This window comes from Mariniflexile sp. HMF6888 (assembly GCF_044335535.1).
GTDB lineage: Bacteria > Bacteroidota > Bacteroidia > Flavobacteriales > Flavobacteriaceae > Mariniflexile.
In genome coordinates, this window is record NZ_JBIQVZ010000007.1 from 1 (window position 1) to 20,137 (window position 20,137).

At 33.0% G+C, this 20,137-nt stretch carries 20 protein-coding genes; 11 read left to right on the forward strand and 9 right to left on the reverse strand.

All coding sequences use genetic code 11. The features are described 5' to 3' along the window. Positions 1-348 precede the first annotated feature (348 nt). Positions 349-2,238 (forward strand): peptidase M61, encoded by a 1,890-nt coding sequence (locus ACGLWY_RS14350; protein WP_396620361.1) that lies wholly within the window; start codon positions 349-351, stop codon positions 2,236-2,238. 112 nt (positions 2,239-2,350) lie between these two features. On the opposite strand, the gene ACGLWY_RS14355 is transcribed toward ACGLWY_RS14350, so the two are convergent. After that, positions 2,351-3,115, reverse strand: a complete 765-nt coding sequence (locus ACGLWY_RS14355) for a TIGR02757 family protein (protein ID WP_396620362.1) — start codon at positions 3,113-3,115, stop codon at positions 2,351-2,353. A 267-nt stretch (positions 3,116-3,382) separates the two neighbouring features. Here ACGLWY_RS14355 and ACGLWY_RS14360 point away from each other — a divergent pair, with 267 nt between their 5' ends. Further along, positions 3,383-4,192: a hypothetical protein gene (locus ACGLWY_RS14360; RefSeq protein WP_396620363.1), complete on the forward strand. Its 810-nt coding sequence runs from the start codon at positions 3,383-3,385 to the stop codon at positions 4,190-4,192. 179 nt (positions 4,193-4,371) lie between these two features. On the opposite strand, the gene ACGLWY_RS14365 is transcribed toward ACGLWY_RS14360, so the two are convergent. Next, complete coding sequence (locus ACGLWY_RS14365) at positions 4,372-5,037, reverse strand: ABC transporter ATP-binding protein (protein ID WP_396620498.1); 666 nt, start codon at positions 5,035-5,037, stop codon at positions 4,372-4,374. Positions 5,038-5,364: 327 nt separating this feature from the next. Here ACGLWY_RS14365 and folE point away from each other — a divergent pair, with 327 nt between their 5' ends. Further along, on the forward strand, positions 5,365-5,952 hold the full coding sequence (gene folE / locus ACGLWY_RS14370; RefSeq protein ID WP_396620364.1) for a GTP cyclohydrolase I FolE: 588 nt from the start codon (positions 5,365-5,367) through the stop codon (positions 5,950-5,952). 52 nt (positions 5,953-6,004) lie between these two features. Next, positions 6,005-6,280, forward strand: coding sequence for a hypothetical protein (locus tag ACGLWY_RS14375; protein ID WP_396620365.1), 276 nt, complete (start codon positions 6,005-6,007; stop codon positions 6,278-6,280). A gap of 166 nt (positions 6,281-6,446) precedes the next feature. Here the strand turns inward: ACGLWY_RS14375 and ACGLWY_RS14380 are convergent, their stop codons facing one another. From ACGLWY_RS14380 to ACGLWY_RS14410, 7 genes are all read right to left on the reverse strand, one after another. Beyond that, the gene (locus tag ACGLWY_RS14380; protein ID WP_396620366.1) at positions 6,447-8,657 is read right to left on the reverse strand and encodes a TonB-dependent receptor domain-containing protein; all 2,211 of its coding nucleotides are present in this window, start codon (positions 8,655-8,657) and stop codon (positions 6,447-6,449) included. A 75-nt stretch (positions 8,658-8,732) separates the two neighbouring features. Then, a complete protein-coding gene (locus ACGLWY_RS14385; RefSeq protein WP_396620367.1) occupies positions 8,733-9,074 on the reverse strand; it encodes a hypothetical protein in 342 nt (113 codons plus the stop codon). Then, the gene (locus ACGLWY_RS14390; protein WP_396620368.1) at positions 9,074-9,376 is read right to left on the reverse strand and encodes a DUF6787 family protein; all 303 of its coding nucleotides are present in this window, start codon (positions 9,374-9,376) and stop codon (positions 9,074-9,076) included. The genes ACGLWY_RS14385 and ACGLWY_RS14390 overlap by 1 nt, the downstream gene beginning before the upstream one ends. Positions 9,377-9,413: 37 nt before the next feature. Further along, a complete protein-coding gene (locus ACGLWY_RS14395; protein ID WP_396620369.1) occupies positions 9,414-9,851 on the reverse strand; it encodes a DUF6146 family protein in 438 nt (145 codons plus the stop codon). Between the two features lie 567 nt (positions 9,852-10,418). Next, complete coding sequence (locus ACGLWY_RS14400; RefSeq protein ID WP_396620370.1) at positions 10,419-11,369, reverse strand: D-2-hydroxyacid dehydrogenase; 951 nt, start codon at positions 11,367-11,369, stop codon at positions 10,419-10,421. Between the two features lie 201 nt (positions 11,370-11,570). After that, entirely contained in the window at positions 11,571-12,635 is a 1,065-nt protein-coding gene (gene serC, locus ACGLWY_RS14405) for a 3-phosphoserine/phosphohydroxythreonine transaminase (protein WP_396620371.1), read from the reverse strand. 73 nt (positions 12,636-12,708) lie between these two features. Further along, a complete protein-coding gene (locus tag ACGLWY_RS14410; protein ID WP_396620372.1) occupies positions 12,709-13,770 on the reverse strand; it encodes an acyl-CoA reductase in 1,062 nt (353 codons plus the stop codon). A gap of 67 nt (positions 13,771-13,837) precedes the next feature. Between ACGLWY_RS14410 and ACGLWY_RS14415 the strand changes: the two genes are divergently transcribed. The 7 genes from ACGLWY_RS14415 (at position 13,838) to ACGLWY_RS14445 (ending at position 20,002) form a co-directional block, all read left to right on the forward strand. Then, positions 13,838-14,188, forward strand: a complete 351-nt coding sequence (locus ACGLWY_RS14415; protein ID WP_396620373.1) for a 4Fe-4S dicluster domain-containing protein — start codon at positions 13,838-13,840, stop codon at positions 14,186-14,188. Between the two features lie 821 nt (positions 14,189-15,009). Next, positions 15,010-15,450 (forward strand): hypothetical protein, encoded by a 441-nt coding sequence (locus ACGLWY_RS14420; RefSeq protein WP_396620374.1) that lies wholly within the window; start codon positions 15,010-15,012, stop codon positions 15,448-15,450. A 213-nt stretch (positions 15,451-15,663) separates the two neighbouring features. Further along, positions 15,664-16,929, forward strand: a complete 1,266-nt coding sequence (locus ACGLWY_RS14425) for a hypothetical protein (RefSeq protein ID WP_396620375.1) — start codon at positions 15,664-15,666, stop codon at positions 16,927-16,929. 178 nt (positions 16,930-17,107) lie between these two features. Continuing rightward, positions 17,108-17,863 carry an ABC-three component system protein gene (locus ACGLWY_RS14430; RefSeq protein ID WP_396620376.1) on the forward strand — a complete coding sequence of 252 codons (756 nt, stop codon included), beginning with the start codon at positions 17,108-17,110 and terminating at the stop codon, positions 17,861-17,863. A gap of 2 nt (positions 17,864-17,865) precedes the next feature. Further along, entirely contained in the window at positions 17,866-18,099 is a 234-nt protein-coding gene (locus ACGLWY_RS14435) for an ABC-three component system middle component 7 (protein ID WP_396620377.1), read from the forward strand. Further along, a complete protein-coding gene (locus ACGLWY_RS14440) occupies positions 18,083-19,684 on the forward strand; it encodes a DUF2326 domain-containing protein (RefSeq protein WP_396620378.1) in 1,602 nt (533 codons plus the stop codon). Before ACGLWY_RS14435 ends, ACGLWY_RS14440 begins: the two co-directional genes overlap by 17 nt. 120 nt (positions 19,685-19,804) lie before the next feature. Beyond that, positions 19,805-20,002 carry a hypothetical protein gene (locus tag ACGLWY_RS14445; protein ID WP_396620379.1) on the forward strand — a complete coding sequence of 66 codons (198 nt, stop codon included), beginning with the start codon at positions 19,805-19,807 and terminating at the stop codon, positions 20,000-20,002. Positions 20,003-20,137 lie beyond the last annotated feature (135 nt).

Genomic DNA, 20,137 nt, shown 5'->3' on the forward strand with positions numbered 1-20,137 from the left:
AATAGACAATAGACAATAGAAAAATAGAAATTGCATGATAGACAAATATTTCTCGCTAAGGCGCAAAGGCGCAAAGCTTTTTAAGACAATAGATAATTGTAATCTAACAGTGAAACAAGAAACTTGAACAGAACTCCGAACCCATAACTTTAGTGCACTTTAAGTCCCCATAACTTTAGGCACTTTAAATTAAGTACCCATAACTTTAGTGCACTTTAAGTACTCATACCTTTAGGCACTTTAAATTCAGAATTCAAGTTAATTAAGCTTTTTAACAAAACCTTAAGATGTGGATGCGTAACATAATAGTAATTTGGACGTCAATTACAAAACTCTAAAAAGCCATTAATGAATACTAAAACTTTAGCCGCTTTATTCGCCGGCATTTTATTAGCTAGCTGTAGTGCTACAAAAACATCAGGGAACGATTTAGCTACAAGTGTACCCATAGAAACTTCAATAAATTTATCGAAAGTTGAAAACGATAAAGCCCCTGTAGTTATTAATCCTGGGCGTTTTACCGTTGAAACCGTTAGCTATCATTTGCCTAAAGTGGTACAAGGTACTTATTCGGTAAGTGATTTTGGAAAGTATATTGACGATTTTAAAGCTTTCGATTATAAAGGCAACGAGATGCCTGTAAACAAAACCGATGTAAATACATGGGTTATTAAAAATGCGAAGCAATTAGACAAAATCACGTATTTTGTTAATGATACTTATGATACTGAAGTTTCAGGTAGAATTGGATCAGAAAACCCTTTTTCACCAGCAGGCACAAATATAGAACCTGATAATTATGTATTAAACCTACATGGTTTTATTGGGTATTTCGATGTGTTAAAGAATAACCAATACAAATTGGATGTTACAGCTCCTGCCGATTTTGTTCGTACTTCGGCTTTACAAAATACAGGCTCGAAAACAAGTGAAGATGGTACCATTACGACAAGTTATTTCGCAACACGCTATTTTGATATTACCGACAATCCGATGATGTATGGTAATTTAAGTGTTGAAGAGTTTCAAGTAGGCAATATTAAAATTGTTTTAAGTGTATATTCCCCAAATAAAGTACACTCTGCTGCGTCTTTAAAGGAAACCATTTTTAAGATGATGCAAGCCCAAAAAGCATTTTTAGGTGATATCAATTCTACACCACGTTACGATATTTATTTGTATTTATCTGAAGAAAAAGATGAATCACCAAAAGGGTTTGGAGCTCTTGAACATCATACATCTACTATGGTGGTTATGCCCGAATCTATGGAAGAAGATGCTTTGGCAGAAAGCATGCTAGAAACGGTATCTCATGAATTTTTTCATATTGTAAGTCCGTTATCAATTCATTCTGAAGATATTCATTATTTCGATTATAACAATCCCACCTTCTCAAAACATTTGTGGATGTACGAAGGTGTAACCGAATATTTTGCAAATTTATTTCAGGTAAACCAAAGTTTGATAGATGAAAATGAATTCTACAACAAAATCATGGAAAAAATTCAACGTTCAAAAACAATGAATGATGCTATGAGTTTTACCATTATGAGTGAGAATGTATTAAAAGCACCATATAAGGACGAATATTATAATGTATATCAAAAAGGTGCGTTAATTGGCATGTGTATAGACATTTTAATGCGTGAAGAAAGTAATGGCAACCGAGGCATTTTATCTTTAATGAAAGAACTATCAAACAAATACGGTAAAAACAAGCCCTTTGAAGACGATAAGCTTATTGAAGACATTTCGAGTATGACGTACCCTTCGGTTCACGATTTTTTAACAACACATGTGGTTGGTGATATCCCAATTAACTACAACGGGTTTTTTAATAAAGTAGGCTTGGAGATTGGCGAAGGTAAAATAGAAACAAATTATATTTTAATGAATGGTGCTCCGATAGTTAGTGGAGACCCTCAAACAGGCACCATATTTTTTACAGATATGGTTCTACAAAACAGCTTTTGGACAGATAATGGAGCACAGCCAAACGATGTTATTAAATCTATTGGTGGTACCGAGTTGACCATGCAAAATGCAAACCAAGTATTGCAAGGTGTATTTATGTGGAAACCAGGTAAAGACATTGAGGTAAAATTAGAAAGAGATGGTAAAGAAGTCGTTGTTAAAACTAAAACCACACCAACTTACACAATGGGTGAAAGCATTGTGGAAAAACCAGATGCTACACCAGCACAAAAAAAATTACGTGACGCTTGGTTAAAAGGATAATGTAATTCTCGATTTTAGAATTTATATTAACGATTGATGAACTTTAAGTTTGTCAATCGTTTTTTTTTAGAACCCAATCAGGGTTTTAAACCCTGATTGGGTTGGTTAATCATTAAAACCCCTCAAACACACCCAAACCAAACAAAGCAAAATCGTATTTAACCGGATCGTTGACATCAAGGTTTCTTAAAGCAGTATCTAATTCCAATAATGCTTTGGCATCATTTTGCTTTCTTTTTAAAAGACCTAACTTTCGAGCAACATTGCCTGAATGAACATCTAACGGACATGACAATTGAGCAGGAGAGAGGCTGTTCCAAATGCCAAAATCAACCCCAGTTTTATCGTTTCTCACCATCCAACGCAAAAACATATTAATACGTTTTGCTGCCGAATTTTTTGATGGATCGCTAACGTGTTTTTGGGTTCTTTCTAAATGTTCAACTTCAAAAAAAACGGTTTTAAATTTAGAGATGGATGTTTGAAGTGACTCTTTTTCGGCATGTTTAGCAAACACAGTTTCCAAACCGTTATGGTTTATATAAATATTTCTTAGGCATTTTATAAACTGTATGGTATCATTACCATTAAAAGTTCTGTGTACAAAAGGATATAGCTTTTCTAAATCGGTTTCAGTATGATTCATTACAAAATCAAAAGGAGAATTATCAAGAAACTCCATGAGTCGTTTCGCATTAGTAATAATGCTTTTTCGATTTCCCCAAGCGATGGTAGCAGTTAAAAACCCTGCAATTTCAATGTCTTCTTTTATAGAAAATTGATGCGGAATTTGAATGGGGTCACTTTCAATAAACTTTGGGTTATTGTACTGTGCTACTTTACTATCTAGAAAGTCTTTTAGTTCGCTTTTATTCAAGAAATTCAATTTTAAAATTCAAAAGTAAACTTATTTTTTTACTAATTGAAGGTATTGAGGAGGCAAAAGGGGTATCGATAATCTTACCGGTAACAGGTATTCTTTTATGGTATGGCAGAAAATATAAAAAGGAAAAACTTGTAAAAATTATCGATGAAAAGTAAAAATAGACTTTAAACAGTAAGATTTTAGTGTTTGAACTAACTAAAAATAAAATTTATAACGTTATTTAGTTTCAAAATTAATGTATTTCTAAAACATTGTATTATGAAAAAAATGATAGTTCCCATTCTTGCACTTTTTTTTATGAGTTGTCAAGAAGATGATTTAAAACCAAATGTTGATCCTGCATCTGCTATGGAAGCTTTAACCGAATATGCCATAGTAAATAAGGTTTTTCAAGATGCAGGTAATAATAGTGGAGACGCTGTTTTAAATTCCGAAAATTCAGCATCTATTTCAAAAATAAGTAAAACGAGTGCCGTGGGGCCAATAATAACCGTTGAGCCTTTAGATTTGACCACGTTTCCCAAGACCATAACTGTTGACTACCAAGATGGTGTGTTATGTAAGGATGGTATAACACGTAAAGGAATCGCTACTATCGTTTCAACCAATTGGTATGGTGTAGAAGGTAGTGAGCATACAACCACCTTTAACAATTATTATCACAACAATTATAAAGTAGAAGGAACCCATTACGTGAAAAATTTAGGTAAAAATATAGATGGTGATTTGCAATATAGCGTTATCATTGAGAATGGAAAAATAACCACAGAAATGGGTAAAACCATCAATTATACCGAGAATTCTACCAGAACTTGGGTAGCAGGTTCTGATACGCCTCTTAATATTTGGGATGATGAATATATGTTAGATGGCACCCAATCGGGTGTGAGTTCAAAAGGCATTGAATATTCGTTAACCATTGAAGAATCACTACATTTTGTGTTATTGCCAAGAAGCATCAAATCGGGTATTCTTGATATTGATGTTGCGAATATAAAAGACATCAAATTGAATTATACTACCTCAACAATTACTATATTGGGTCAAACGTTTCCTTTTGGAAATTGATTGAACCTACAACAATAATTAAACAAAAGAGGCTGTCTAAAAAGTTTAATTGGATGTCATATTGAGCTTGTCGAAATATTTAAACATACTGGTAATCAATATCGGTTTCGACAAGCTCAACCTGACAAATTAAATTTAAAGGACTTTTTAGACAGCCTCTTTTGTTTGCTAAAAACCTGTTAGTTATTGATTATTTTCCCATCAACCATTACTAATTTTCTATCAGCTAAATTGGCAAGTTCTTCATTGTGTGTTACAATTACAAAGGTTTGCCCGAATTCATCACGTAGTTTAAAAAATAAGCTGTGTAGATTTTCTGCAGATTCGCTGTCTAAATTACCAGAAGGTTCATCAGCAAAAATTAAATCAGGATTATTTATAAGTGCTCTGGCTACGGCAACACGTTGTTGTTCGCCACCGGAAAGTTCGTTTGGCTTATGATTGTATCGGTGTGATAATCCTAAAAAATCCAATAATTCTTTGGCACGTTTTTCGGCATCGGCCTTTTTGGTGCCTTTTATAAAAGCGGGTAAGCAAGCATTTTCTAAGGCAGTGAACTCAGGTAGTAATTGGTGAAATTGAAAAATAAAACCAATATGTTCGTTTCTAAACTTTGCTAAAGCTTTATCGTTAAGTCCGTTAATGCTAACATTGTTAATAGTAAGCTCATAAGGTTCTTTGGAAGAAGCTCTGTCTAAAGTACCCAAAATTTGCAGTAAGGTTGTTTTTCCAGCACCCGAAGCTCCTACAATAGAGACAACCTCTCCTTTTTGTACATGAATGTCTACGCCTTTAAGAACTTCTAAATCCTTATAAAATTTATGAATGTTTTTTGCTTGAATCATAAGTGTAAAATAATAGCGTGAAAATACTACTTTAAGCCGTTCTGTACAATTAAGAAACTGTTTAAGTTTTATCCGTTGGCTTTTTTGTGTGCCTTTTTCCGCCATACATCAGCTATTTTTCGGTCTATAGCTATGTACCTCTCCCTCTCGGTAGCCTGGCTCCTTCGCTAAAAAGGTCTCCCAGGTCTTTTTTATACGCTCGGCCCTGTCTGACAAAAAACACCCTATAAAGCATTCCAAAAACAAAATATAAACAGTTTATAAGAATTGTTTTTATTGCTATCTGCTATTTATACTTTATATTTAGGTACTATAAAAACATAAAGAATGTCATATAAAGATTTTGAAGAATACAACATACAGGTTACCGATGATGTGACAGACAGATATAAAAAGATTATTGAAGATTTGGGTGAAAATACAGAGCGCGATGGTTTGTTAAAAACCCCAGAACGTGCTGCCAAAGCCATGCAGTTTTTAACGCAAGGGTATCATCAAGATCCTGTTGAAATTCTTAAAAGTGCTATGTTTAAAGAGAGCTATAACGAAATGGTTATTGTAAAGGACATTGAGTTGTATTCCCTTTGCGAACATCATATACTGCCGTTTTTTGGAAAAGCACATATTGCCTATATCCCTAACGGACATATTGTGGGGTTAAGCAAATTACCCAGGATTGTCGATGTGTTTGCACGTCGGTTACAAGTACAGGAACGCTTAACCGAACAGATTTTGGATTGTATAAACGATACCTTAAAACCTCAAGGTGTTGCAGTGGTTATTGAGGCATCGCACATGTGTATGATGATGCGCGGTGTGCAAAAGCAAAATTCGGTAACCACCACATCTGGGTTTAGAGGGCAATTTGAAAAAATTGAAACCAGAAACGAGTTTTTAAAACTAATAGGGAAGTAGTTTTTGGTATATTTATTGTAATGTGTTCAATAACAATGCAATATTATTATAAATGAAATTGGAGAATTTAAGTAAATACAAAAAGCTAGCTTTAGGTATCGTATTCGATATTATTGGTTTTATCACCTTTATAGATATTGTTTGGGCACCACTTTCGGCGTATTTAATGACCAAGATGTATAAAGGCAACAAGGGTAAAATTGCTGGGGTCATTTCCTTTTTAGAAGAGATTATCCCAGGCTTGGATATTATTCCAACCTTTACTATTATGTGGTTTATAACCTATGTTTTTAGTAAGGAAGAAAGCGTTATAGACATTAAACAATAAAAAAGAGGCTGTCTAAAAAGTCTAGTTTGATGTCATATTGAGCACTTCGACAAGCTCAGCACAAGCTTTGTCGAAATATTTTAACATACTGGTAATCAATATCGGTTTCGACATGCTCAACCTGACAAATTAAATTTAAAGGCCTTTTCAGACAGCCTCTTTTGGTTTACAAATTATAAGTTAATCCAACAGTTATATTTTTACCCATATTAAAAATACCATCTGGTTTTAAACGCGACAGATGATTTACATAGGTTTTATTAGTTAAATTAGTTCCCGACAAAGTTATGGTAGCTTCGTTTTTAAATAAGTTGAAATTACCACCCAATCCGGCACTTAACAAACTATAGCCAACAGTATTGGTTTCAAAAGCACTTGCGTTATTTTGGTTAAATGTTGTGGTTAGTTTCACAAACGAATAGGCTTTTTTTAGCCAAGGTCTTTCAAATTCAACTCTTAAAATATTGGTTACCGAGTTTGCAGGAATTAAGGGCAAATAGCTAGCATTGGTTTGTTTTCCGGTAACGGTTTCAAAACTTGACTCCATGTGTAACCAATCTAAAGGATGTGGGTGGATGTGCAATCCAACTTCACCACCATATAAATTTGCGTCATTTTGCAGATAGACAAACACAGGATCGCCATCAATGCTTTCTCCGTTAGGTGAGAGGTAAATGTAATTATTAATTGTGTTATAAAACCCGTTCACAAAAAACTCAACATGTTCGTTTTTAAATTCCAAAGCAATATCCGTTTGAAAGTTTTGCTCACTTTCTAAATTTCCGTTTCCAATTTCGTAACGGTTTGTACCTTCATGAGAACCGTCAGAGGTTAATTCAGATAGGTTCGGTGCTCTAAAACCTGTTGCTAAATTTATTCTTGCGGTTACCTTTTTTAAGATGTCTGTTTTTAAACCCAAAGCACCATTAAAACTATTAAAGTTTTTTTGTAAACCAGTGGTTACATCAATAGTTCGGTTATCAAATCGAGCACCCAATTGCACATCTGCTTTTTCAAAATGGATATGTGAGGTTGCTAAAACTCCAAAATCGTTTGTGGTAGCATTGGGTATTAACTGTTCTTCACCGTAATTGGTGTTTACTTGGTTCATACCTTGTATACCTACAATGGTTTCAAATTTTCCTAGTTTTGGCAGGTTGTATTTAACATCGTAATTAGCTGTTTTCAACTTCATGTGAAGGGCGGCTTCCAATACTTCATTTTCGTCCTCAAGCTCTTCTTCTGCCTCGTCATGGTGGTGTTCTTCAAACTCTTTTCTGTCATTATAGATATAACCCAAATTGATATCTAAACGTGAATTATTAAAAAACACCGATGATTTTGAACTAAACACATGGTTTGTAATATCTTGAAACGGAAGTAAAGGTGTTTTGTTAGTAGATTGTTCGCCAATTTCTTCTGGTATTCCTAATTTGGAATGGTTTACATTATAGCGAAACTCTGTTCTAAAACCTTCTTTTTGGTAGCCCATACCTGCTTTAAAATCTTGTTCTTTAAAGCGCGTGTTGGTCACTCGGTATGTGTTTGTTTTATAATCGGCGTGTTCGGTTAGACTTCCTCTGAATAAAAATTTAAAATGTTCGTCTGATGCTTTATAGCCAGCATTGGTACTAAAACCTTGAGTATTGCTAAAGTAATTGCCATTAAAATCGGCATTTGAAGTGTTGCTTTGGGCAAACTTTTCAGGGTTTATATAGAGTACGCCACCAAGCGCATCGCTACCATAGAGTAGGGAAGCAGGTCCTTTTATAACCTCGACACTTTCAATGCCCGAATCGCTAAGTCCCAAACCGTGCTCGTCTCCAAATTGTTGGTTTTCCAAACGAACTCCTTGGGCATAAACCAAAACGCGATTAGAGCTTAACCCACGAATAACGGGTTTTCCTATACTTAAACCCGTTGTAACGCTTTCTACGCCGGCAATATTGGTAATACCATCGGCTAAATTTACAGCACCATTGGCTTTTAAATTAGCGATGGTTTGGTGTTCTACTTTCATCACGTTTTCACTTTGTAGTTTGTGAAATGGTGTCGATACAATAACGGCTTGCATTTCAATAGCTGTAGGTGTTAGGCTTATTGTTAGGCTGTTTGCTGTTGGAATTAAGATGTTTATGGATTTTGTTTCGTAACCTAAAATAGAAACAACTATTTTACGATTTCCCGAGGGCAAATTTTCTAATAGAAAGTCACCATTTTCATTGGTATATGTCCCTTTTTCAAGCTCTGAAAGGTAGATGTTAGCATACGGTATTCCTTGATTTGTTGTAGCATCTGTAACAGTGCCTTTTATTGAGTTTTGGGCATACGAGTTTGTAATTGCTAGAAATAGCAATACATTCAATAGTATTCGCATAGTATGTTTTTTAATTTAATAATTATTTTAATACTGAATAAGTTTCAGTGTATTTTATAGAACTCGTTTAGGGGTTCAAATTATTAAATTAAAGCTGGGGGGTCCGCGGAGTGCTGTTTGTAAACGTTGAAAATCACTTAAAAATTGATACTGTGAAATAATCTGTAAAGTATCTTCTTCAAAAGAAATTAATTCAATATTAAAAAAGGTGAAGGTATAAGAATTGCTTATTTTGAATTTATAAAAGTCACAATCGGTATTTATTTCATGTAAGTGTGTAGATTTTTCACCTTTACAGATATCATGTTTATGGTGAGCGAAGATATGGGCAAATTTAGTCGCCGTCGGAACTAATAACGCTAATGCGAGTATTAATGTTATTGTTTTAAAAGCGATATGTTCCTTTGCTTTTTGCATTAATCTACTAAGCGTTTTAAGCCAATGCGCCTTAATGTCTTTTTTTCAAAATTCCAGAAAAACTTATACTGTCCAAATAGCCACCCAAAAAAGACCAGCATAAATTGGTACATGATAAATAGTAAAATAATACGCGTTGCCCAATATCCAAAAGATCCAAAACTTTCAGTAGTAATGTTTAAATAATTTAAAATGGGTTTTCCCATAAAAGATGCGGTTGAACCTGTTATGGCAAACACGATTAGTATAACAATAATTTCCCAATTATGTTCAATACCCCAACGTTCTTTTAATTTTTCCACAAGCCTTATTTAAAGTACAAATGTAATTAAAAGAGATTTAAATTCTAGGAATAAATGACCCTAATCTTTGTTTGTAAGTCAGCTGAAAATAAATAAAGTAATTATACAATTTATAATTAACATCATACCCATAGTCTATACCAGGCTGATAATCAATTTGCATTTCGTATAAATTGGGATTATATCTTTGAGGTTGTAAAACACGGTTATTCCATTCGTTTACATAAACTAGGTTCCTGCTTTCAAGATATTGTTGCGAATAGTAGCCTTCGGGTTTAGCCATGCTGACTAACCAAGAGTTAAAGCCAGGTTCGATAATGATGATTTCGTATTCTAATTCATCATTGGAAATGGTAACTGTATCGCTAAGCTTTGTGTTTTCCAGTTTTTCATTTTTGTTAGCTGTCGTGGACTTTGTTGTATTGCAGCTTATCGCAAAACCACAAATTAGCAGTATGTATATGATAGACTTCATTTTTTTAAGTTTTTAAGATTATATGCCCAAAACTAGTGCTTACTATGCCATTATAAAAGTTACAATGAGCGAAACCCTATTTTGAACTAGTAAAATAGTCTTGTCTGTTTACTTAAAATTACAAAAAACATTTCTTAAATACTTGTTTTTGAGTTGTTTTAACAAAGAACTCATCTTGACTTTTTCTATTTCCTGAAACCTGCCTGCCGGCAGGCAGGAATGGCTAAAAGTTATCCATATTTCGGTTAAAAACAAAAGTTTAGTACATGACAAAAAACCAAAACTGTATACAAAAGTGTTAGGATTGGGACTTCGACAAGCTCAGTCTGACAAACGACAAGCTCAGTCTGACAAACCAAACGTTACTTTATATTGCCTTTTTAGAATGAAAATAATACCTGCCAATGATGTTTTTACAATTAGGACTTCGACAAGCTCCATGTGATATGCTTCAATTTTTGTCATGTACTAAAAGCAAAAAGTCAAAATGAGTTCAAAAAAAAGGCTGTCCGAAAAATATGGACAGCCTTCTTTTAAACGTTTAGGTCACAATTTCTTATTGTTTCCCTATTTTAAAATGCTTATTATCTGTTCTGCTAATTCGGTACCAATTCTGTCTTGTGCTTCGTTGGTAGCAGCACCTGTATGTGGTGTTAACGATAGACCGGCATTCATTAATAATTGAATTTCTGGTTTTGGTTCGTTTTCAAAAACGTCTAATGCAGCACCGGCTACTTTTCCGCTTTCAATAGCGGTTACTAAAGCAGCTTCATCAACCACACCACCACGTGCAGCATTGGCAATAAATACGCCTTTTTTCATTATTTCGAATTCTGGTGCACCAATAACATACTCTTTTTGGGCAGGTACGTGTAGGGTTATAAAATCGGCTTGTTTTAAAACCTCTTCTTTAGAAATGGTTTTAATATTGAAGCTTACTTTTTGTCCGTCAAAAAACTCTAATTCTAAATCAGCATTTTCAATAAATGGATCGAAAGCAACGACTTTCATACCAGCTCCTAAAGCTACTTTAGCTGTGGCTTGACCAATACGTCCAAAACCTAAAACACCCAAGGTTTTTCCTTTAAGCTCCACACCTTTAGCGTATGCTTTCTTTAATTTACCAAAGCTAACATCGCCTTCAAGAGGCATGTCTCTGTTTGAGTTATGTAAAAAACGGGCCAATCCGTAAAAATGTCCAAATACTAATTCGGCAACGGAATGTGATGAAGAAGCAGGTGTGTTAATAACGTGTAAGCCTTTGCTTTTTGCATAATCAACATCGATGTTATCCATACCAACACCACCACGTCCAATGATTTTAATGCTTGGGCATGCGTCAATTAAATCTTTACGTACTGTTGTTGCACTACGCACTAATAAAACACTAATTTGTTTTTCGTTTATATAGTTTGCTAGTTGCTCTTGTGCTACGGTTGTTGTAATCACTTCAAAACCACCTTTTTCAAGGGCTTCAATACCACTTTTTGAAATACCGTCGTTTGCTAATACTTTCATTGAATTTGATTTTTTTTTCATTTCCGTGAAAACGGAAATCTTTTTTAGTTTCTTTTGATAAAATCCCCACTTTCGTGGAAATAATAAAATTCTATTTTAAGGGTTTGAGTAAGCACTGCAAACTGCAACTGCCCACTGCAAACTTTTCATTTTAAGGGTTCGAGTAAGCACTGCAAACTGCAACTGCCCACTTCAAACTTTTTATGCTTTACTCTCCAATTCGCTCATGACCTCAACAAGTGCTTTTACACTGTCTATTGGTAGGGCGTTATACATAGAGGCTCTGTAACCACCAACACTTCTGTGTCCGTTTACGCCGCTAATGCCTGCTTCTTTAAGCATGGTTTCAAAGGTTTCCTTTAAATTTTCATTTTCTAGGGTAAACGTCGCATTCATTAAAGAGCGATCTTCTTTTGCAGCAAAGCCTTTGAATAATGGGTTTAAATCAATTTCAGAATACATGACTTGCGCCTTTTTCTCATTCAATTCCTCAACGGCTTTAATACCGCCTAAGCTTTTAATCCATTCTAAAGTTAACATAGACGTGTAAACCGAGAATACTGGAGGTGTATTGTACATACTGCCATTATCAATATGGATTTTATAGTCCATGATAGAAGGAATATCGCGAGATACTTTACCTAAGATATCTTCTTTAACAACCACAAGTGTTGTTCCTGCTGGGCCCATATTTTTTTGTGCACCGGCGTAGATTAATCCGAACTGTGAAAAATCCAATTGACGAGAAAAAATATCGCTACTCATATCGCAAACCATCGGGATTGGTGAGTTAGGGAATGATTTCATTTGTGTTCCAAAAATGGTATTGTTTGATGTACAGTGGAAATAATCGTAATCTTTAGGGATATCATACCCTTTAGGGATGTAATTAAAGTTAGCGTCTTTAGAAGATGCCACTTCATAGATATCGTCCAATTTTTTAGCTTCTTTAATGGCTTTTGCACTCCAAGCACCTGTATTTAAGTAACCAGCTCTTTTTTCTAAAAGATTCATGGCAACCATTAAAAACTGTGTGCTAGCGCCACCTTGTAAAAATAAGGCTTTGTAACCTTTGCCTTCTAGTCCCATAAGTTCTAAAACCAATGCTCTGGCTTGTTCCATAACATCAATAAAAGCTTTACTTCTATGGGATATTTCTAATATGGATAATCCTTCATTATTAAAATCAAGAACGGCTTGAGATGATTTAAGAATGACTTCTTGTGGTAAAATACTTGGTCCTGCACTAAAGTTGTGTTTCTTCATTTGTGTTGTAGAATTTAAAGATGCAAAGTTGCTAATTAATTAGAAATTTAATGCTAAAAATTCAATAATTTTTTTAGGAAATTGCTAACAAAAATTCAACAGAATCGATACTATCCGCATAATCCCAAAGTTGAGGTTTTTGTGTCGCCCCAAATGCGATTTCGTTTTCTGTAAATCCGTTAGAAACAATGCACTGAATTTGACTTTTATCGGCTTCTAATTTGTATTTTAATTGAGACATATCGTCATAATATTCATAAAAAACGGTAGCGATTGGCGAGGCATAACTCGGGTCTTCTTTTATCATTAAAAAACCATTTTCCAGCATATCGAATTCGCTCATTAAATAAACGGCTTTGTTATAATCGTAATTATTGGCGTATTTCGCTTTGTCTATAATAGGATGCCAGTGGTACATGCCATTAAAAAAGGCATCAAAATTATAACCTTTGGGCAGGAACAGTTTCGATACGTTTCGGCAGCCCAAGCCGTAGTATCTAAAAATATCTTCGGCTAGGTTTATTAAATCGTCTTCGGTTTCCTGTCCTGTTAAAACAGCTACTGAGTTTCTGTTGTTTCTAATAATAGATGGTTTTCCTTTAAAATAATATTCAAAATAGCGTGCGGTATTATTGCTTCCTGTGGCAATTACGGCATCAAAATTTTCAATTTTTTCTTCCGTAAAGTGTATGGTTCCTTTAAATTCGGGAGCTACATATTCTAGGTATTTTGCCAAATAGGGTAGCAGGTGCTTATCGTTTGATGATTGCTTTACCAGCACCTTATGCCCCGTAATCAACACCGATAAAAAATCGTGAAACCCTACCAGCGGGATGTTCCCTGCCATGATAATGGCCACTTTTTTTGGCGTCGTAACATTCATATTGTAAGGAGCGAGCCACTTGGTTAAATTGTCTTGGGTTAAAGCATTTACCCAGCCTTTAATGGCAAATCTAATATTTTCGGGGGTGAACCAGCCATTGTGTTCTTCTGCCAATTTTAATTGATGCTTAAATCCATCAAAGAATAATTCGTTGTGTTCAACATTCTCTTTTTTTTGAATTACTTCATTAGAAAATTGACTTAAAAAGTCTCCTAATTTCACAAATGCGGAAATTCTTTGTTGTAATTGCATGGTTAATTTGGTTATGAATACTTTTGGCGTTATTTTTGCGAGTACAAAGTTAGAAAGAAAAAACACTATGGCAATTATTATAACAGACGAATGTATAAATTGTGGTGCTTGCGAACCTGAGTGCCCAAACACAGCAATATATGAAGGCGCAGACGATTGGCGTTACAAAGATGGTACGAGTTTAACAGGCAAAGTAGTACTAACAAACGGCAGTGAGGTTGATGCGGATGAGGCTCAAGAACCTGTAAGCGACGAGATTTACTATATCGTGCCAGATAAGTGTACAGAATGTAAAGGTTTCCATGACGAGCCACAGTGTGCTGCGGTTTGTCCTGTAGATTGTTGTGTGCCAGACGAGGACCATGTAGAAACCGAAGAGGAGCTTTTAGCAAAACAACGCTTTATGCACCCGGAATAATTTACAATTAGCAATGAACAATTAGCAATGAACAATTGACAATTAGCAATTTACAATGAACAATTAGCAATTGGTAATTAATAATAAAGAATGAAATCCTGAGCGTTTGCTTGGGATTTTTTTTTGTATCGTGAATCGTGAAAGGTGAATCGGGAGTCGGGAGTTGTGAAACGTGAAAGGGTTTTTGGTTGATGGTTGTCCTAAATTCAAAATCATTAGTGTACGATTAAAGATTCAAGGCTTCGCTACAAGAATATAGAAAATAGAATAAAGAATAAAGAAAATAGACTAATAATAATAAACTGATATTCAGTCATTTATTTGTATACCTGTTTTAATAATCGTTAAGTAACTTATATTATTACAAAAAGCTAGCCCACAAATCAGTAATCTCTTTAAAAAGCCATTATCACTGTGTTTGCAGTGAATTGTAAAAGTTTTATCGAACAACAATGATTCAAAACTCTGAATTCTGAATTTGTCAAATCGTAAATCGTAAATCGTAAATCGATAATGCTGTTAGTTTGCAAATCCATGACACAAATTGACACAAATTGACACAAATTGACACACATTGACACATATTGACACAATGGGTGAAAAAAGTAGGGGTTTTGTTCGAGTTTTGTTCGGGTTTTGTTCAGCTATGGGTTTGGGGTCTGTTGTTTGGATGGGGGTTTGCCTGAACAAAGGGCGAATGAAACTAAATTGAGAACCAATCATTGTATTATTAGTGGGTAAATATTTATTACATTTGTAAGTATATGCAATAGAGGCATGGATAATTATTTGTATTCAATTATCATACACAAGCTGAAAAAATGAAAAAAATAACTTTAATGATTCTGACTTCAATTTGGATTTTTGGTTGTACGGAAATTAATCGGACTGAAAATCTACTTGCAAAAATTGATAGTTTAAAAATAAAAAATGATTCTCTAACCAAAATATTGACTGAAGAAAAGCCTAAATCAAATTATTGGTATGATGCGGAATATGATGGAGAAAAGTTCCTTAAAAGTGGCATTAAAAATTCAACGGAATTTATAGAAAATAATCTTAGAGAAAAAACGGAATTAATTCCTTTAAAAGCAGTTTTAGGCGGAACAATGCATTTCGGAAATATCCAACTTTTAAGTAGTGAATGGTTAATTGCAGACTTTGATGATGGACACATTCAAGGAAGGGCGATTTATAGATACAAATTAAATGAAAAAGGACAATTAGAATTTAATTTGCTGCATTCAATTGAACCTGAATAAATGAAAGCCAACGTGTCTATTTTTTAGAAGGGGGTTTCTCCGAACAAAGGACGAATGAAACTAAACTAAGACTGCTGCCATACCTAGATTACATTTTAAAAATGTTTTTTGTAGGTGGTTTTTTATTATATTCGTAAACATATAAATGATATAACTACAATGGTACTACTGTTTGTTGTGGTTATACAATTGTTGCCAACAATACCGAACTGAATGAAACCAACAACAGAAAATACATTAAAAATTCTAGAAAATGCAAGTTTTCAATCGAATTTAGAAAATCTAAAAGCTTCCAATCCAACTCATTCAAGTCAAGAAACAACAATACTTGAAGTTTATGATAGAATGGCAGAGATAAGAAATTTGTTAACGGATTCAATCGATAATGGTACTTTTGAAAAATTACCCTTCAATCAAAGAAATGCTATAAATTCACAATTAGCAAATGTTCAAAATTATTCAACTAACGCAAGTCAAATAATCCCTCAATTCAATGCTCTTGAAACAACAATTCATAATAGCAGATTATTAGATTTAAGTGCTCAAAGTTTAAATTTTGAGGAAAAAGTTAAAGAAGTAAATAGTCTGCGCACACGTTACAAAAGACTATTAAAGGATATTCAAGATTCTGAAAAAATAAAAAACTCGATTGATGAGATAAAAGCCCAAGTAGAAGAAGATGCTGAGAATATAAATGTAATAAGCGAAAAAGCTGATGAATTAAAAATAAAATACGAAAAAGATGAAACCGAAATCGAAGAAAAATTTTCTTCAATAACAGAAGCCGAACAAGAAATAGAGAATAGAAAAAAAGAAATTCTAGCTTTCGCATCAAACATTGAGGACAACGAAAAGAAATTAGAGACAATCTATAATAAACTCAAAGATTCAATAGAAAAAGAGTTGTCGGACAAACTATTAAAAGTCAATTCTTTAATCACAGAAGCTGAAAATGCTTTAGAATTAAAACAAACAGAAGGAATAGCAAAAGCATATAGCTCTAGACTAAAAAAAATTTCTGAATCCAAAAACAAACGTTATTGGTTAATTGGAGCAAGCGTTTTTGTTCTAATAACACTATTATTTGGTTTTTTACTTACTGGCGGGCAAATAAATATATGGAAGTTCGATTTAGGTTTTGCAGATACTGAAAATGTAGGATTCATAATTGGTCGAATAGTATTGACATTTATTGGTATATCAGGAGCCGTATTTTGTGCAAATAGATTTGTGATACTTCGAAATTTGGAAGAAGATTATGAATACAAAGTAGTTTTAACAAAATCGATATTGGCTTTTTCTAACAAAATAAAGGAAATCGACAAAGACAAAGTTGCGGATTATCTAACTCAAGTTCTAAATGAATTACACCAAGATCCATTAAGAAATAGGAAACCAGAAAAAAGTTCAAAAAGTGATATGGATTTGGATAAAATCAATAAGTTTTTAGAAATGATCAACAAGGTCAAACCTGAATAAAATACTGTTGGCAACAAAGCCGTATAAATTTAATTGCTATTGCAAGCTTACTTACGAAAATCCTCGCGGATTTTCTATTCGGTTTGTATTTGCTAAATTAGGTGCTTAAAACACGTAATTAATCTTATATAAACACGTTAACAACAAGTCTAAAAATAATATCGAAAAGAGATAAAAAATGGGAAAAGACAGAAGAAAAATACCACCAAATGAACAGCTGATTCTACATTCAGAGGTTAATGGTATTTGTCCTTTGTGCCCGACTGTATTGGTCTATGAGAAGAATGGTAGGAATCAAAAAGGTTTTGAGATTGCTCATATTTACCCTTTAAATCCATTAACAAAAGAAGTTGAACTCTTAAAAAATGAAGAAAAGCTTAATGCCGATTTAGACCACGGAGACAACTTAATTTGTTTATGTAATCCTTGCCACAAAAGATATGATAAGGATAAAACAGTTGAGGAATACAGGGAACTATTTAAAAAGAAAAAGGATATTCTAAAAAGAAAGAAAGAACAAGAACTGTGGTCAAGAACAACAATTGAAAAGCAAATTTTTGAAATAATTGAAATACTAGTTGACCAAGATTTTGAATTTGATGACAACCTTGAATATAGTCCAAAAACAATAGACGATAAGACTGATGGCACTATTACACTACTTACTAAAAGAAAAATTCATCAAAATGTTCAGGACTATTTTTTTAAAATTAGAGCGAAATTCAAAGAAATAGATTTTGTAGAACCTATGACAACAGAAATTATTTCGTCTCAAGTTAAAACACATTATTTACTATTAAAAAAACAAGGTACTAATCAAAAACAGATTTTTGAAGCAATGGTAGATTGGCTCCAAAAGCAAACCAAACAAGATAATCGAGAGGCTTCAGAAATAATAATTTCATACTTTATCCAAAACTGCGAAATTTTTTAAAAATGATTTATCCAAATAAAAATATCCGCTTTGAAGAATCAATTATTTATAAAATGATTTCCATTTTAGAGGAGAGAAAAAAGTTGATAATAAACATACACGAGTTGTATAATGAAACAAAAAACAAGTTTAAAAACACTGATGAGTTCATCGTATCACTTGATGTGTTGTACGCTTTAGATATGATAAATGTAGACTTTGAAAACGAAAACATTGAATATGTTAAAAGAAATTAATTGCCCTCAGTTTATAAAGCCCACAATTGTTTTTACAAAGGGATTAAATTCAATTCTTGGAGATGATGTTTCAACCAATTCTATTGGTAAGTCTACTTTTTTAATGATTATTGATTTTGTTTTTGGAGGAAATACATTTTTGACCAAAAATTCAGGAAGTATAAAACAATTAGGTCATTTTACTTTCAACTTTAAATTCATATTTGAGAATAAAGAATTTTGGTTTTCAAGACAAACAGAAAATCCGGAAGGCGTGAGTATTTGTGACTCTCAATATAATGCTTTAAGCAATATAACAACAAGAGAATATACAGCTTTACTTTTAGAAAAATATGGAATAACTTATTCCCACTTCTCTTTTAGGGACGTTGTGAGTTTATTTTCTAGAATTTGGGGTAAAGAGAATTATAGCGTTGATAAGCCCTTACTCTCTTTTCCTAAAGAACCTGATAGAGATTCAATTTCAAGAATAATTAAATTATTTGGCTTCTATCATAAAATTATTGAGGCTACGGAAAATCTAAAAGACAAAAAAGATTCAAAGAAGTTTTTAAATGGTGCGATTCAAAAGAATTACATTCCAAGAATCACAAAAACAACTTTTGAAAAAAACAACAGACAATTAGAGATTATTGAAAAAGAAATATCAGATATAAAAGACAATATTTTAAAATTTACACTAAACATTGAAGAATTAACGAATAAGGAAGTTATTGACCTTAAAGTGGAAAAAAGTCATTTATTAAAAGAACAGTCAATAATCTTAAATAAAATCCAACGCATTGATTTAAACCTTAATCAAAAAAGTATAAAAAGCAAACATCTTAATAAGCTATCAACTTTTTTTGAAAATCCAAACGAAGAAAAAATAATAGAAATAGAAACTTTTCATAATAAAATAAGCTCAATATTAACAAGGGAATTAAATGCGACTAAAGATATATTGGAGAAAGAAAGCGAATTTTTTGTTTCTAAAATAGATGAGATAGATTTAAAAATTACGTCATTACTTAGCAATGTAAGTAGCCCCAAGTATATAGTTGATAAAATATATGAACTGACTATTGAATCTAATAAACTCAAAAATGAAAATCGATTCTATCAGGAAAAAATTGATATTACTGAAGAAGTCAAAATAATCGAAATTAATATTGAAAGCCTTATTGGTTCGATTTTAAAGGATATTGAAACTTCAATCAATAAAGAATTAGTCGACATCAACGAGAAAATACATACTAAAGATAAAAAGATTCCTAAAATTAAAATAGATAGAAAATCTTATCACTATGACCATTCATCAAATACGGGAACGGGGAAATCATATGCTGACCTTATCGAATTTGATTTAGCTATTTTGAAGCTTACCGTTTTACCTTTTTTAATACACGATTCTATTCTATTTAAGAACATAGAAGATGTATCAGTAGATAAAATAATAGAACAATATATAAGTTTTGATAACCAGATATTTATTTCAATAGACGGAATCAATAAGTACAGCAAAGAATCAATTAATATTTTAAATAAGACGAAAGTATTGGAATTATCAAAAGACAGAAAATTATTTAACAAAGATTGGAGCTAAAAAAGCCCAGTTGCAAACAGCGTTTATAAGAAATAGTGGGTTTAGTGCTAAATCAAAGGTCAGTGCTTTTAATCCGCTACTTCTCATACTCGCAAAAAGTTAGCAATTATTTAAAAAACAATGCCAAAACCAGCTCAATATGTAAGAAAAGTAAAAAGAGGAGACTCAATTAATGTCTACTCAAAATCTTTTAATGTAGATGAAAAAGGACTGCGAAAGGCTCAAGAATATGAAAAGAATTCATCTACAAGCAAAGTCAGTGGCGAACGCCAGCTCTACGAAGTCTATGACTTCGTAGCGATATTAAAGCAAAAGTAAGCATATATAAGAGCTACATTTACAGGTGTAGTTTTTTTGTTTTTAATACCTTATTAAAAAGTAATATATTGTATACATAAACGATATGACTACAATTGTATAGCTGTTTGTTGTGGTTATACGAATGTTAGGCTT

Coding starts and splice junctions, on each gene's coding strand:
- ACGLWY_RS14350 (WP_396620361.1), top strand. CDS start 349: ATGAATACTAAAACTTTAGCCGCTTTATTCGCCGGCATTTTATTAGCT.
- ACGLWY_RS14360 (WP_396620363.1), top strand. CDS start 3,383: ATGAAAAAAATGATAGTTCCCATTCTTGCACTTTTTTTTATGAGTTGT.
- ACGLWY_RS14365 (WP_396620498.1), bottom strand. CDS start 5,037: ATGATTCAAGCAAAAAACATTCATAAATTTTATAAGGATTTAGAAGTT.
- folE (WP_396620364.1), top strand. CDS start 5,365: ATGTCATATAAAGATTTTGAAGAATACAACATACAGGTTACCGATGAT.
- ACGLWY_RS14375 (WP_396620365.1), top strand. CDS start 6,005: ATGAAATTGGAGAATTTAAGTAAATACAAAAAGCTAGCTTTAGGTATC.
- ACGLWY_RS14380 (WP_396620366.1), bottom strand. CDS start 8,657: ATGCGAATACTATTGAATGTATTGCTATTTCTAGCAATTACAAACTCG.
- ACGLWY_RS14385 (WP_396620367.1), bottom strand. CDS start 9,074: ATGCAAAAAGCAAAGGAACATATCGCTTTTAAAACAATAACATTAATA.
- ACGLWY_RS14395 (WP_396620369.1), bottom strand. CDS start 9,851: ATGAAGTCTATCATATACATACTGCTAATTTGTGGTTTTGCGATAAGC.
- ACGLWY_RS14400 (WP_396620370.1), bottom strand. CDS start 11,369: ATGAAAGTATTAGCAAACGACGGTATTTCAAAAAGTGGTATTGAAGCC.
- serC (WP_396620371.1), bottom strand. CDS start 12,635: ATGAAGAAACACAACTTTAGTGCAGGACCAAGTATTTTACCACAAGAA.
- ACGLWY_RS14410 (WP_396620372.1), bottom strand. CDS start 13,770: ATGCAATTACAACAAAGAATTTCCGCATTTGTGAAATTAGGAGACTTT.
- ACGLWY_RS14415 (WP_396620373.1), top strand. CDS start 13,838: ATGGCAATTATTATAACAGACGAATGTATAAATTGTGGTGCTTGCGAA.
- ACGLWY_RS14420 (WP_396620374.1), top strand. CDS start 15,010: ATGAAAAAAATAACTTTAATGATTCTGACTTCAATTTGGATTTTTGGT.
- ACGLWY_RS14425 (WP_396620375.1), top strand. CDS start 15,664: ATGAAACCAACAACAGAAAATACATTAAAAATTCTAGAAAATGCAAGT.
- ACGLWY_RS14430 (WP_396620376.1), top strand. CDS start 17,108: ATGGGAAAAGACAGAAGAAAAATACCACCAAATGAACAGCTGATTCTA.
- ACGLWY_RS14435 (WP_396620377.1), top strand. CDS start 17,866: ATGATTTATCCAAATAAAAATATCCGCTTTGAAGAATCAATTATTTAT.
- ACGLWY_RS14440 (WP_396620378.1), top strand. CDS start 18,083: ATGTTAAAAGAAATTAATTGCCCTCAGTTTATAAAGCCCACAATTGTT.
- ACGLWY_RS14445 (WP_396620379.1), top strand. CDS start 19,805: ATGCCAAAACCAGCTCAATATGTAAGAAAAGTAAAAAGAGGAGACTCA.